The sequence below is a fragment of the Rothia sp. HC945 genome (genome assembly GCF_051370785.1).
Taxonomy (GTDB): domain Bacteria; phylum Actinomycetota; class Actinomycetes; order Actinomycetales; family Micrococcaceae; genus Rothia.
On sequence record NZ_JBFCSN010000001.1, the window covers coordinates 331758 to 345718 of the forward strand.

Genomic DNA, 13961 nt, shown 5'->3' on the forward strand with positions numbered 1-13961 from the left:
GGTTGCCACTTGTTGCCTGGATCACAAGTTCGTCCATCGTGGAGGCCCGGCAACTGACGGCAACCGCTGGTTCGGTCGGGGCCACGGCCCCAGGATGTAGAAAAGCAACGGCACAGTGTGGTTTGGGCCACGTTGTGGGAGCGAAGGGCGACGACGATGTCACATGCAGCAGCCACCCGAACCGACGAGCACCAGGGCACGGCGCCCTCGAAAGGGGCGACGAGCAAACTGCCCCTGCGATCCTTCTTGGGCTACGCTGCGGGGGACGCGGGCAACAATCTCGCGTTCAACATGGTCAGCACGTTCCTCCTGCTGTACTACACCGACGTCGTCGGGATTCCGGCCGGTTACGCCGCGCCCATTTTCCTGATCGTTCGGATCTGGGACGGCATCGGAGACGTCATCGTCGGCCGGTGGGTCGACAGAACGACCAGCAAGTGGGGCAAATTCCGGCCGTGGATCTTGTGGTCCTGCTTGCCTCTCATGCTGTGCTCGGTCTGGGTCTTCTCCCTGCCGGACGTGGACAGTCTCACGATGAAGCTGTTCTGGGCTTACCTGTCCTACGGCGTGATGATGATGTTCTATTCGATGGTCAACATTCCGTACGGATCGCTCGCCTCGGCGATGACGCAGGTCCCGGTGGAGCGCGCAAAACTCGCGACGTTCCGCACCGTGGGCTCCCAGGTCGCCGTGATGCTGATCGCGGTGGTGGTCTCCCCGCTCGTGGAGCGATTCAGCTCGGCCAATCTCTATAAGGAGAAGGTCGCAGCCCTCGGCGGCGAGGACCGGGCCACCGACGCTCAGCTCTCCGCGGCCAAGGCGGCCGCGGCCCATGATGCGACCACGGGCCTCCAGGGATCGCTGACCACGATCACGGCGATCTTCGTGGTGCTCGGCGTCGCTCTCTACATCTTCACCTTCCTGACCGCGAAGGAGCGCGTGACCCGCCCCGCGGACGACCAGATCAGTTTGAAACAGGCCGTGTCCGTGCTGGCCAAGAACAAGGCCTTGATCTGGCTCTCCGTTGGGTCGGTCGTGGTCCTCACCTCGCACGTCTGCCTTCAGACGATGAGTATCTACTTCGCCCGCGACGTCATGGGCAATGCCGGTCTGTTCTCGATCCTGACGGTCATCCAGACGGCGTCGATCTTCGTCGCCGCGCCGTTCATCGGACGAGCCGTGGCACGATTCGGCAAGCGTTTCGTCTATCTCTCCGGGGCGGTCTCCTTCATGATCGGCGGCCTGCTCGTGTTCTTGTGCCCACCGTCCATGCCGTGGCTTGCCTGCGTCGCGTTCTTCTTCCTGGGCCTGGGAATCGGCCTGCTCAACACCCTCATGTGGGCGATGGAAGCGGACACGGTCGAGTACGGCGAATGGAAGACGGCGCGCCGCACGGAAGGGACCACCTATGCGGTCTTTTCCTTCGTTCGCAAACTGGGCCAGGCCTTCGGTGGCGCGGCCGCGGCAGGACTCATCGGCCTGACCGGCTACGTCGGGGGAGCAGCGGTCCAATCCGACCATGCGGTCATGGGCATCAGGCTGACCGCAGGGATTCTCCCGGCCGTCCTGTGCCTCATCGCGTTCTTCGTGATGATGCGCTACCCATTGACCGACTCCCTGTTCAGCCGAATCGTGGAAGAGAACGAGACCCGCAAACAACAGAAGCTTGCCATGGTCGACGGCCGAGCTGTCGCCCCCGAGCAGTCAACCGCCGAGAACGAGAAGTAGACAGAGGACAATGATGAACACAGTGAGCACCGACCAGACAATCCGATTGGGCATCGTGGGCTATGGCGCCCAAGGAACGACCTACGCCGGGTTCATTGCCGAAGGGCGCGTGCCCCACATGAGCATCGGGGCCGTCTGCGACACCGATCCTGCGCGCAGGGCGCAGGCCGAACAGGACCACCCCGGGGTCACGACCTTCGAGGACTATTCGGACCTGTTGGGATCCGACGTGGTCGACGCCGTGGTCACCTGCGTTCCCCACTACCTGCACCCAGACATGGGAATCCGGGCCCTGCGCCACGGAACACCCGTGCTGGTCGAGAAACCCGCTGGCGTCTACACGCAGCAGGTGGCCGAACTCAACCGCGTCGCCGCGGAAACCCCCGACGTCCCCTTCGCCATCATGTTCAACCAGCGCAACAACCCCCTGTACCGCAGGATCAAGGAGATCATCGACGCGGGAGACATCGGGGCCTTGCGCCGCACCAACTGGATCATCACCACGTGGTGGAGGCCCCAGGGCTACTACGACCAGTCGGCCTGGCGGGCGACCTGGGGTGGCGAGGGCGGCGGCGTCCTCGTCAATCAGGCGCCTCACCAGCTCGACCTGATCCAATGGCTGTGCGGAGTGCCCCGCTCGGTCTTCGCCAAAGCCGCCTTCGGGTACAAACGGAACATTCCGGTGGAGGACGAGGTCACGGCCGTCCTGGACTACGGCAACGGAGCCACCGGAGTCTTCATCACGGCGACCCACGATCTTGTCGGAACCGACCGCCTGGAATTACTGGGGGACAAGGGCAAGATCGTCGTGGACGGCTCCAAGAAGGCACACGTCTTCCGCCTCCGGGAGGACGAGCAACGGATTTCCCAGAATTTGGGGATGGACGCCGTGCGCGGCCTCTTCCAGGGCCAACTCGATCCCCACGAGTTCTACGAGGAGGAGGACATCGAATTCGACTCGGTCTGGGGCGAACAACACACCGGCGTCCTGGAGAACTTCGCCCTCCATCTCCTGGACGGAACACCCTTGCTCGCCCCCGGCTCGGACGGCATCAACGGCGTCAGGCTCGCCAACGCGATCCACCTCTCCGCGTGGAAGAACGAGGAGGTCCCTCTGGACTTCGACGCCGCGGAGCACCTGTCCATGCTCAACGAACGCATCCTCGAGGAGGGCGAGTACCCGCAGCGTACCGGAACGGTTCAGTAACCGATCGACCTCAAGTACGCCCTCGAGTCCGCGAGACAGTCGAACGGATCGCGCCCGTAGAGCTCATCTTGTTCCACGAAGAAGTGCTCGGCACCTGCTTCGACCGCAACCGGCAGAATCTCTGGCCAATTCATGTTCCCGGACCCCACCTCGGCGAACTGCGGCAGGAGGGCGAACCTCTGCATGAACTCCGCGTGCGCCTCCGGCGACCTGTCTTCCAATAGCGCCATATCCTCGGCCGGGAGCGGCACCACTCGGTAGTCCTTGACGTGGATGAGTTTGCAGACGCCGGAATACTCACGAAGCATGTCGATCGGATTCATGCCACCACGCTGGACCCAGTGAAGATCCACCTCGAACCGGACGGTGGGCGCGACCCGGCGAACGACGTCGAAGATTCGCTCGCCGTCGAACTGTGCAAGGTCCACGTGGTGGTTGTGGTAGCAGAGAGTGATGCCGTGGGCGGCGAGCTCCTGGGCTGCGGCCTCGCAGTCGCGTCCCCAAGCCTCGCAGGCCTCCTTGGACGCCATCGCGTCGAAGGGCATCATGCCGATACGGACGAATTCGACGCCGAGGCGCGAACAGTCCGAGACGACCTTGTCCATGTCGGTGTCGAGGGCATCCCCGGTCGCCGTCGGCGTCTTTCTGACGGCCACAGAGAGGGCGCCCACCCGCAGCCCGAGGTCGACGACGCCGCGTTCGAGGGCCTGGGTGTTCTCCTCGTCCATCGGGATCTGGGAAACCTCGACTGAGTCGTACCCGAGGTCGACGATCCGTTGCAGGACCGGGTACATGCCTTCCTCGGACACTCGGTCCTTGAGCATCATCATTTGCACGCCCAGCGTCGCCATCTCGACTCCTTGTCTGCTCTTCTGTCTCCGTCGCCCGCGAAGGTGCGGGGTCCGGTTTCAGATCTACCGACGCCATGTAGCGCAGGTCACGTGATTGCCGCCGGTTGCAGAGTGCAATGTCGAGGGGTAACTAGCTGCGGACGTGCTCCCCGGCCCAGGCCTTGGTGTAGAAATCCTTGGAGTCCGTGGTGAGCAACTCCTTGTAGTCGTCGGGGTCGAGGGATTGGGCCGAATCGTCCGGAATGGTGTCGGTGAAGGCGGAAACACCCAGTCCGGCCTGGTGGTCCTTGACCTCGAGGCCGGCCGCTTCGAGCATCGTCGGATACATATTCAACTGGTCGATACCCGGCCGCAGGCGACGTTGGTTGTCCTCACCGGGGACCCAGACGCGGTTGAAGATCGAGCGGTTGTTGTTCTTGTCCAGCTGCTTGTGGAAGGAGTCGCTGGACTTCATGTGCTTGAGGTGGTCGCCCTGGATCACCACGGCGGTGTCGTCCAGGTAGCCCTTGTCCTTCATGTAGTCCAGGTAGTCGCCCACTTTGTCCATGGAGCATTGGTATACGGACGTCAGCTTGCTGTCCGTGTCCACGTTGCAGTAGTCGTAGGCCTTGGCCGGCTCGTGACTGTCCAGCGTGAGCGCGGAGAGGTTGAAGGGCTGGCCGGTTCTCTCCGATTCGGCGTGCAACTGGTCGATCTCGTCCTTGGCGTGGTCGAAGAGCCTTTCGTCATTGAGGCCCCAGTCCTTGCGGAAGTTTTTCTGCGGCTCCCCGGCCTTCTTCCAGTCGTTGAGATCCTTGACCTCGTCGTAGCCGTGGTTCTGGAGGAAGGTGTCCTTGCTCGCGAATTCGGCACCGGCACCGCCCATGAACACGTTCTTGTATCCCTGCTGCTTGAAGATGTCGCTCATGCACGTGGTCCCGTTGAGATACGTGTCGATGTCGTCGGGGGGAGCGGTGTTTCCTCCGCCGTACCAGGGGGTGTCCGTTCCCTTGAGGGGAATACCGCACTGCGTGGAGACGAGTCCGGCCATGGTCCAGCCGCCGCCCTCGTACTGCTGGTAGTCATCGACCTTTTGCCAGTCCTGGGTGCGGTCCTCGAGCGGCGGGTACGGATTCTTCTCGAAGAGGCTTTCGTCGGAGAGGGTCTGTTCGCCCGACTCCAGATAGATGTTGACGATGTTGCGCTTCTTCGACGTGTCTGTCGTCTGCGGTTCGGCGTAGTAATCGCCGATGTCCTTGTCGGAACGCGTGGCACGAACCCAGTCGGACAGGTTCACGCTCGACGAGAACAGCGAAGCGCCGGTGACCACGAGGATCAGCACCAGTCCCGAGGCGACGCCGCGAGCAATAAGGCGCCGCTTCTTCGGGCGGGGATCCCAGGTACCGAGTCTTTTGCGACGGTTGCGTGCCCAGTGGGCCAGGGCAAGGAGGAGGGTGATCAGGAGGGGCAGTACGATGATCAGCCCGATCCCCAGCCATTCCCGGGGGTACCCGCTCTGCAGTTCAACGCCCTTGATGCTCATGGCCATCTGCCGAACGCTGACGGTGCCCCAGTTCCACCGGATGAACAGGGCGGCGCTGAGCAACGCAAGTCCGAGCCAGATCAGGACGTAGACGACAGTCGTCCCCAGGGCAGAGCCGAATCCACGGCTCGACTTAGGATTCTTCGCGGGCACAGTCACTCCTTGGCATAGTTCGCCCTAGCCACCCGGGGGAGGTGGCACACGGTGGACCACCCTAGCGAATTTTGAATGAAACTCCGCATGAGGTGCGCTCGTCTCGACAGGTGGGATGACCTTGGCACCAGCTCCCGATTCCCCTTACGTCCCCTTGCCGTCGCGTTTCGGTTGAGGACACGGCGGGGTGGTTGTGCGGCGATTCGGGCGTGACGGTGTGTCGGGCGTGGTGGATGGCTGGCGAAGGGTAACGGTCCGGGAGAGGACGCGGCATGGTGGATCGTGCAGGGCTTCGGCTGAGAGCTCAGGGCTTCGGCTGGTGGATTCGCGGATGGGGCGGGCCTTTGGAGGCCGGACCCTAGGCTTTCGCAGGTCGGTGCCGAGCGGCGGATGAGGCTCTTGTCGTTCTGCTCAGCGGAAGCGCCGCCGAATCCCCATATTGGGCGGCGGTTACCCGATTTGGCGCCGTTTACCTCCGTTAGGTGGGGGTTGAAACCCCACCTAACGACTGAAAACTCCTCCGGATCCGGTAACCGCCACCCAACGAAGCCGAACGGGGTCGACGTCGCAGGGCGGGTCGAGGCGGCAATGGCGTGCGTTTTCGGGCGTGGTGTGCTGGAGAGGCGGCAGGTTTGTGCGGTTTTGGGTGCAGAAATCGCACGGGAGTGCCACCTCGTGGGGAAGGGCCGCACAAGAATGCCGCCTCGGGAGTCACGGTATCGACCCATCACGCCCACCACCCCAACCCCCGACTTAACCTTTTGTGACGTGGGGCATAGCCTGGGAGCAGACCCCGGGTCGGAGAAGACCCGGTGCTCATCAGAGCCGGGAGGGCAGAAAAGTGTCACAGAACGTTGCTCAGAAACTCATATCGAGCCATCTCGTCGAGGGGGACATGACCCCGGGCGAGGAAATCGCCATGAAGGTCGACCAGACCCTGACCCAGGACGCGACGGGGACCATGGTGATGCTCGAACTCGAGGCCATGGGCCTGGATCGCATCCAGACGGAATTGTCGGTCCAGTATGTGGACCACAATCTGTTGCAGACCGACGAGAAAAACCCCGATGACCACTTGTTCCTCCAATCCGCGGCACAGCGTTTCGGGTTGTGGTTCTCCAAGGCGGGCAACGGCGTCTCCCATCCGGTGCACCAGTCGCGTTTCGGCCGGCCCGGGGCAACCATGATCGGTTCCGACTCCCACACGTGCGCCGCGGGGGCCTTGGGCATGTTGGCCATCGGCGTCGGGGGACTGGAAGTCGCGATGGCCATGGCCGGTCAGCCCCTCTACGTCTCGATGCCGGAGGTGTGGGGCGTCGAACTGACCGGCGAGTTGCCGGATTGGGTTTCCGCGAAGGACGTCGTCCTGGAAATGCTGCGTCGCCACGATGTGAAGGGCGGCGTCGGTCGCGTGATCGAGTACCACGGGCCCGGTCTGAAGGGCCTGACGGCGATGGACCGCCACGTGATCGCCAATATGGGCGCCGAGCTCGGCGCCACGACGAGCATTTTCCCCGCCGACGACGCTGTGCGCGATTACCTCGAAGCCGTCGGCCGACCCGACGACTTCCAACGGATCGAGGCCGACGACGGCGCGACCTACGACGTCGAGGAGCACATCGACCTCTCAACCCTGGAGCCGCTCATTGCCAAGCCGTCCTCGCCGGGCAACGTGGTTCCGGTGGCCGAGGTCGAAAACGAGGACGTGTTCCAGGTGGTGGTCGGATCGTCCGCGAATCCTGGATTGCGGGATTTCGCGGTGGTCGCCGAGACCCTGCACGGTCAGCAGACCCATCGGCAGGTTTCGGTGGATGCGAATCCCACCTCCCGCGAGGTTCTGGCGGACCTCATCGCGGGGGGCTGGCTCACGTCGTTGGTGTCGGCTGGGGCACGTATTCACCAGTCCGGATGCATGGGGTGCATCGGTATGGGGCAGGCGCCGGCCACGGGGCGGAATTCGTTGCGCACGATGCCGCGCAATTTCCCGGGTCGGTCCGGCACGGAGGAGGACGCCGTGTGGCTGTGTTCTCCGGAGACGGCGGCCGCGGCCGCACTGACCGGAAAGATCACGGATCCGCGAACCTTGGGCGAGAGCCATGGCATCGACTGCCCCAAGCCGACCATGCCGGAGAAGTACAGCGTCAACGACGACATGTTGTTGCCTCCGCCGGAGAAGGAGGAGTCGTTGCAGGTTGAGCTCGTGAAGGGCCCGAACATTTCGTCCCTGCCCGAGTTCGATCCGCTCGACGACCGCCTCGAGGCGCCGGCCCTGTTGGTGATGGGGGACAACGTGTCGACGGATGAGATCATGCCCGCAGGCTCACGCGTCCTGCCGTATCGCAGCAATATTCCGAAGATTTCGGAGTTCAGTTTCACGCGGATCGACCCGAGTTACCCGGAACGTGCCGGGCAGGCGGAGGGTGGTCACGTGGTGATCGCAGGCGACAACTACGGCCAGGGTTCGTCCCGCGAGCACGCCGTGATCGCCCCGAGGTACCTCGGGTTGCGGGCGGTCATTGCGAAGTCCTTCGCCCGTATCCACTGGCAGAATCTGGCCAACTTCGGCATCCTCGCGCTGGAGTTCGACGACGACGCCGACTATGAGGCCGCGCGGCAGGACGACGTCGTCGTGCTTGAGGATCTGCGCAACGCCTTGACGGGTGGTCGCACCGTGAAGGCAACCATCGGCGGTCGCGAGACCACGCTGCACCACAGCCTGTCCGAGCGTCAGGTGGAGATGGTTCTGGCGGGGGGACGCATCCCGTTGACGGCCCAGTCGGTCTGAGGGCCTGTCCCACCCTTCTGAACAATGGACGTGTGCGTCGTGCCTTCCGGTCGTGTTTCGTGCCTTCCGGGGGCGACGCCGCGGCGGAAGCGACCGAAGGCCCTCGTCACGTGTGACGTCGCCGAGTCGGAATCCTCGAATCACCGACCCGCGGGCATAGAGTCGGGGAAGAATGAAAGGGATCCAGATCACATGAACCAAGTCGTCACGACCGAAACCAGGGATTCCGCGCTGGTTATCACCCTGAACCGGCCGGAGAAGAAGAACGCCATCAACGCCGAGGTGGCCCGTGAGTTGCGAGCCGCGGTCGAAAAGCTGGAATCCGATCCGGACCTGCGCGTCGGCATCCTGACGGGTGCCTCGGGGACATTCTGCGCAGGGATGGACCTCAAGGCTGCGGCGAATGGCGAGAACGTGAGCATCGAGGGGCACGGGTTCGCCGGATTCGTGCAGACGGTCACCAGCAAGCCCATGATCGCCGCGATCGAAGGTTTCGCGCTGGGTGGAGGCCTGGAAATTGCCCTGAATTGCGACCTGATCGTTGCCGCCGACGCCGCGACCCTGGGGCTTCCCGAGGTCACGCGCGGTCTGATTCCCGGAGGAGGCGGAGCCATTCGTGTTCCGCAGCGCATCCCTCACCACCTGGCGATGGAACTGCTCCTGACGGGCCAAACCTTTACGGCCCAGAGGGGCCACGAGATCGGCTTGGTCAACCGGGTGACCGAGGAAGGACGCTCTCTCGAAACCGCCGCCGAGCTCGCGGCAGCGATATCCGCCAACGCGCCGTTGGCCTTGGCCGCCGTCAAGGACGTGGCCAGGATGGCCGAGAACACCACGGAGGAGGAGGCTTTCGCGGGTCAGGCGCGGATCGTCGATTCCTTGAAGCTGTCCGCAGACTTCGCCGAGGGGGCCGCGGCATTCGCCGAGCGTCGGAAACCCCAATGGCAGGGCCGCTGACCGGTCTGAACGGGCCGAACACCAGCGACCCGGAGCTCCAACGAACCATGACCAGACGGAAAGAAGAACCCACCATGTCCAAACCAGCCAACACGACGTCCGATTTTCTCGACTACACCTCGCTCCTCGGCCCGGAAGAGCAGGCGGAACTGAATCGAGTCCGCGAATACCTTGCCACGGAGATCAAGCCCCTGGCCGAGAAAGCATGGGACGCCAGCGAGTTCCCGAAAGACTTGTTCAAGAAACTGGCCCCCTTGGGAACCGCGGCGGGTAGTTACCCCGAGTACAGCAGAGTCCAGGTCACGCCCCACAGCGAACTGTTGGCCGGATTCATCCGGATCGAGATGAACAAGACCGATCCGTCCTTCGCCGTCGCTGCCGGGGTGCACACGGGTCTGGCCATGGGTTCCGTCGCAGGTGGTGGCGATGAGGAGCAGCGTCAACGCTGGTTGCCGGACATGGTGGACATGTCCCTGATCGGCGCGTTCGGACTGACCGAGCCGGAGGGCGGCTCGGACGTGTCCGGCGGAATGCGGACCACCGCCACGCGCGACGGCGACGAGTGGGTGCTCAACGGCGCCAAGCGTTGGATTGGCAACGCAACGTTCGCGGACCTGGTGGTGGTTTACGCCAGGGACACCGCGGACGACCAGGTCAAGGCCTTCGTGGTCGAGAAGGGGACCGAAGGGTTCCACGCCGAGAAGATCCAGGGCAAGATCTCCCTGCGCACGGTGGAGAACGCGGACCTGACCCTGACCAATGTTCGGGTGCCCGAGAAGAACCGTTTGCAGAACATCAACGGATTCCGGGACGTCGCGAAGATCCTGCGGGACACGCGGGGCGACGTCGCGTGGCAGGCCACCGGCGTCGCAATGCGTGCCTATGAGGTGGCCCGCGAGTACGCGACGACCCGGGTCCAGTTCGGGAAACCGATCGGTGGCTTCCAGATGATCCAGGACCTTTTGGTCAAGATGCTCAGCAACGTCACGGCCATGATGGGCATGGTCATCCGACTGGGCCAATTGGCCGAGAACAAGGAGGACAGCTCGGCGCAGGCGGCGCTGGCCAAGGCCTTTTGCACTACCCGCATGAGGGAGACGGTCGCCTGGGGCCGAGAGCTGTTCGGCGGGAACGGCATCGTGCTCGAGTACGAGATCGCCAAGCTGTTCGCCGACGCCGAGGCCATCTACTCCTTCGAAGGATCCCGTGAGATGAACACCCTGATCGTGGGCAAGAACATCACCGGACTCTCAGCCTTTGCGTGAGCCGTTGCGCTGTGCGGGGTCGCTGAAGATCTCGAAGGAACCGGTCTTCCAGTAGTTCTCGATGTTCTCCAGCGACTGCCCGCTCGTCTCGGGGACGAGGCGAAGCACGTAGAAGAACGCCGCGAGGGAGAGCACTCCGAACACCAGGAAGACCACGGATCCGTACGAGGCGATGGCCGGCGGAACCATGGAGGAGAAGATCGCGTTCATCAGGTACTGGGCGAACGTGACCACACCCATGCCGACCGCTCGCAGACGCAGGGGCAAAAGCTCCGGGACCAGGAGCCAGAACACGGGTCCCATGCCGAATCCGAAGGAGAACGTGTAGAGGAAGACGAGCACCACCGTGATCCACCCCGATTCGGGGAGGGCCCACAGGGCAACCATCGAGAGGGTCTGGCCGGCCATGGACCAAGCGAGCATCGTGACTCGGCCGACCCTGTCGATCATCGGGAGGGCCACGGCGGTCGAGATCACCAGAGCGATGCCGACGCTGTAGTTCGCGATCAGGCCCGCGTTGTTGCCGAGGCCTTCGAGCTTGCCGAAGATGATCGGGGCGTAGTAGATGACGGCGTTGATACCCGTGAAGACCTGGAAGAAAGTCAGGCCCAGGAGTAGGAGCACGGGTTTGCGGGCGTGCGAGATGAGGTCCTTGACCCCACCCCGGGTCGTATCGAGCATTTCTTTCATCTCGCGGACCTCGAGTTCCGCGATCTGCGGTGTCCCGCGCAGCGTGCGGAGAACCTTGAGTGCCTTGTTCTCGCGTCCCCGTGTCAGCAACCAGCGGGGGCTCGGGGGAGCGATGTACATGCCGATGAAGAAGACGACGGCCGGGACGGCGCCCAGGGCCAGGATCCATTGCCATGCCCCCGAGGGGGCGAGTGCGCCGCCGACGACGTACGCCGAGAGGATCCCGCAGTTGACCGCCAGCTGGTACAGGCCGGACAACATGCCCCGGATTCTCGTGGGAGCCAGCTCCGAGAGGTAGATCAGCCCGAACATGTTGGCGATTCCGACGCCGAGGCCCAGGAAGAATCGCCAGGCGCCGACCAAGCCCGCCGAGGTGGCCAGACCGCAACCGATCGATCCGACCACGAAGATCACGCCGGCCACGAGCAGTAGGTGCCTCCGGTCGAAGCGGAGGGAGGCCACGGAGGCCACGACGATCGCGGGAAGGGACCCGAACAGGAGCATCGACGTGATGGCTCCGACCGAGCCCTCCGACAATCCGAAGTCCTTGATCATGGGTGGGAGGGCCGCCGAAATGGCCCCGGAGTCGTATCCGTACAGGAGCCCGGACAAGCCTGCCAGGAACGCGATGAGGTATACGCGCGGCGGGATTTTTTCGTGGGCTCTGTCGAGGGTCTTCTGGGACGACGTCGATGTCTGGCTCATGCCGTGTTCCTCTCCGGCGAGCCCGCCGCCGAGGGACGGGCTGATTCTGATGGTCGAAATGTTCAGCTGCGGGGTTCTCGTGGGGGAGTTGCCCCGAGGTCGGGAACCGGTTCTTTGCCGATGTGGACTTCCATGTCGTCGAAGCCCGGCGTCGTCGGTCGCGACGCCGTGGGGCGGTCCAAATAGAAGACGGCGGTCGAGGCGATGTCGTCATGGAGCGGGAGGTAGCGCCAGCCGCTGCGCCATCCGAGGGCCTGGATATCGATCGACAGGTTCTCGTGGAAACGGATCGGGTCCGGGAGGTGCCAGCGGTACAGGCCGAAGCGCTGCTGACTTGCGTAGAGTCCGTCGGGTCGAATCACCTGGGGCATCCCGAGATAGGGGGTCGAGAACTCTTGGTATCCGTGGCCGGGTACGTCGAAGTTCCAGGCGCCGCCGAAATAGTCCTCCGTACCGGTGCCGCAGATGGTGGGGTAGGCGTCGTCGCCGTCGAGGTAGAACTTGATCTCGCCCTCGCCCCACCAGCCGCTGGAATTGCTGCCCCAGGCGATGTATGTGCCCGCGTAGTGTCCGGATCCCTGAATGCCGTCCAGGATCGTGTGGGTCGTCTTGTCGGGCAGCGGGTTGCTGCGACGCCATTGGGCGTGGAAGTAGGCTTCGTCGCTGTAGTCGCCACCGATTTCGTAGGTGATCTGGAAGTAGACCGTAGCGACGACCTCGGAGGTGTTCTCGAGCGTCAACCGGGCCGATTCCTTGAAGGGCATGGGCCAGTAGGAGTTGAAGCCTCCCTGCGGGTTGGCGGCGATCGGTTGCGAGCTGACTTGGGAGAATTCGCCCCACCCGTTGCAGAAGAAGTCTCCGTACGGGACCTCGACGGCAGGTTCGGACGCGCCGTCCCAGAAGGCGCGCAGGAGCAGTGTGCGCCAATAGTCGGTGTGGGTGGTGATCCACACGTGGGTGATGCGTCCGGGTTCTCGGATATTGGCGAGGTCGAACGTCTCACCTGGGGCGATGTCGACGCTGGGCGAAATCTTCCACCCGTGGCCCAGGTCCCGCGCGGCCGCGACGCCGGTCCCTTCCGTGGCGCGGCCTCCGCCTCCGGGGGCGCCGTCGAAGTTTTCGGGACTGATCGAACGGGTCGAAACATTGCGGAGGCGAGAGATGCCGGCGAGATCTGCGGCCATCACGGTTCACCACACTTCCTTGTGACGGGGAACATCATCTGAGTAATCGATTACCGACACGCTACGGGCGGCAAGCTGGGGTGTCAATAGGAATATTCGGTGTCGTGGGTGCGTGGTTTTCCTGGTGGGGGAAATCGTTTACTTACGGGCGGCGCGGGTGGTGGGAACGTCGTGGGTGGTGCGGGCAGCGGGTGGTCGGGTGGTCGGCCTGCCGAGTGGCTGGGCTGCTGAGTGGTCGGGCGGTCGGGCTGCCGAGTGGTCGGGCCTGCCGAGGTGGCACTCCCGTGCGGTTTTGCTACCGAAACCGCACGAACCTGCCACCTCGTGGGCCGGCCAGACCCTCAAACGCACGCCGTTGCCACCTCGAGCCGCTTGCCGTCCGGTGGTGACGGGTTTGTGCTCCGCGAGGCAGCTGGGAGCGGTGGTCGGGTGCCATGGTGCGCGGTGGCACAGCCGTTGTCGGCTATGTGAAGGGCCACCGCTGGGAGGGGGTTGCCCGATTGCGAGGCGATTCCCGACGTTAGGTGGTGCTTTAGCCCCCTCCTAACTCCGGAAACTGCCACCAGTTCGGGCAACCCCCGCCCAACGCGCGTGAACCACGGGGCAAAAACGCGGGTTAAACTCCGGAAACTGCCACCAGTTCGGGCAACCCCCACCCAACGCGCGTGAACCACGGGGCAAAAACGCGAAATAAACGCCGGAAACCGACACCGAATCGGGCACCCCCCACCCAACGACGGAAGTTGCCCGGGGGTCATGGGCGATACCTGGGGCCACGGGCGATATGAGGAGGCCGCAGGCGGCGAAGAGCGTTCGACGTCGCTCGGTATCGGCTCCCAGCGCTGAGAGTGGGGCACCTCTTGACAAGCAGAAAGGCCGGACCCAACCAGGTCTGGGACCAACGGCATGGATGC

9 protein-coding genes are annotated in these 13961 nt (G+C 63.9%); 5 read left to right on the plus strand and 4 right to left on the minus strand.

What is annotated here, in order from left to right; all coding sequences use genetic code 11:
* Window positions 1-156 precede the first annotated feature (156 nt).
* A complete protein-coding gene (locus AB0Y14_RS01400; protein ID WP_436587515.1) occupies window positions 157-1728 on the plus strand; it encodes a glycoside-pentoside-hexuronide (GPH):cation symporter in 1572 nt (523 codons plus the stop codon).
* Window positions 1729-1738: 10 nt separating this feature from the next.
* Window positions 1739-2935: a Gfo/Idh/MocA family protein gene (locus AB0Y14_RS01405; protein ID WP_436587516.1), complete on the plus strand. Its 1197-nt coding sequence runs from the start codon at window positions 1739-1741 to the stop codon at window positions 2933-2935.
* Here the strand turns inward: AB0Y14_RS01405 and AB0Y14_RS01410 are convergent.
* Together AB0Y14_RS01410 and AB0Y14_RS01415 are read right to left on the minus strand one after the other, a co-directional pair.
* The gene (locus AB0Y14_RS01410; protein ID WP_436587517.1) at window positions 2929-3786 is read right to left on the minus strand and encodes a sugar phosphate isomerase/epimerase family protein; all 858 of its coding nucleotides are present in this window, start codon (window positions 3784-3786) and stop codon (window positions 2929-2931) included. The genes AB0Y14_RS01405 and AB0Y14_RS01410 overlap by 7 nt on opposite strands.
* Before the next feature lie 130 nt (window positions 3787-3916).
* The gene (locus tag AB0Y14_RS01415) at window positions 3917-5461 is read right to left on the minus strand and encodes a sulfatase-like hydrolase/transferase (protein WP_436587518.1); all 1545 of its coding nucleotides are present in this window, start codon (window positions 5459-5461) and stop codon (window positions 3917-3919) included.
* Between the two features lie 841 nt (window positions 5462-6302).
* Between AB0Y14_RS01415 and AB0Y14_RS01420 the strand changes: the two genes are divergently transcribed.
* The 3 genes from AB0Y14_RS01420 to AB0Y14_RS01430 all read left to right on the plus strand — a co-directional run bounded on the left by AB0Y14_RS01420 (window position 6303) and on the right by AB0Y14_RS01430 (window position 10468).
* Window positions 6303-8246: an aconitate hydratase gene (locus tag AB0Y14_RS01420; RefSeq protein WP_436587519.1), complete on the plus strand. Its 1944-nt coding sequence runs from the start codon at window positions 6303-6305 to the stop codon at window positions 8244-8246.
* Between the two features lie 192 nt (window positions 8247-8438).
* Complete coding sequence (locus AB0Y14_RS01425; protein WP_436587520.1) at window positions 8439-9203, plus strand: crotonase/enoyl-CoA hydratase family protein; 765 nt, start codon at window positions 8439-8441, stop codon at window positions 9201-9203.
* Between the two features lie 74 nt (window positions 9204-9277).
* Entirely contained in the window at window positions 9278-10468 is a 1191-nt protein-coding gene (locus AB0Y14_RS01430; protein ID WP_436587521.1) for an acyl-CoA dehydrogenase family protein, read from the plus strand.
* On the opposite strand, the gene AB0Y14_RS01435 is transcribed toward AB0Y14_RS01430, so the two are convergent.
* Both AB0Y14_RS01435 and AB0Y14_RS01440 read right to left on the minus strand, forming a co-directional pair.
* Window positions 10454-11863: a sugar porter family MFS transporter gene (locus tag AB0Y14_RS01435; RefSeq protein ID WP_436587522.1), complete on the minus strand. Its 1410-nt coding sequence runs from the start codon at window positions 11861-11863 to the stop codon at window positions 10454-10456. The genes AB0Y14_RS01430 and AB0Y14_RS01435 overlap by 15 nt on opposite strands.
* Window positions 11864-11925: 62 nt before the next feature.
* A complete protein-coding gene (locus AB0Y14_RS01440; RefSeq protein WP_436588792.1) occupies window positions 11926-13047 on the minus strand; it encodes a glycoside hydrolase family 172 protein in 1122 nt (373 codons plus the stop codon).
* Window positions 13048-13961: the final 914 nt, after the last annotated feature.

Coding starts and splice junctions, on each gene's coding strand:
- AB0Y14_RS01435 (WP_436587522.1), bottom strand. CDS start 11,863: ATGAGCCAGACATCGACGTCGTCCCAGAAGACCCTCGACAGAGCCCAC.
- AB0Y14_RS01405 (WP_436587516.1), top strand. CDS start 1,739: ATGATGAACACAGTGAGCACCGACCAGACAATCCGATTGGGCATCGTG.
- AB0Y14_RS01425 (WP_436587520.1), top strand. CDS start 8,439: ATGAACCAAGTCGTCACGACCGAAACCAGGGATTCCGCGCTGGTTATC.
- AB0Y14_RS01430 (WP_436587521.1), top strand. CDS start 9,278: ATGTCCAAACCAGCCAACACGACGTCCGATTTTCTCGACTACACCTCG.
- AB0Y14_RS01440 (WP_436588792.1), bottom strand. CDS start 13,047: ATGGCCGCAGATCTCGCCGGCATCTCTCGCCTCCGCAATGTTTCGACC.
- AB0Y14_RS01410 (WP_436587517.1), bottom strand. CDS start 3,786: ATGGCGACGCTGGGCGTGCAAATGATGATGCTCAAGGACCGAGTGTCC.
- AB0Y14_RS01400 (WP_436587515.1), top strand. CDS start 157: ATGTCACATGCAGCAGCCACCCGAACCGACGAGCACCAGGGCACGGCG.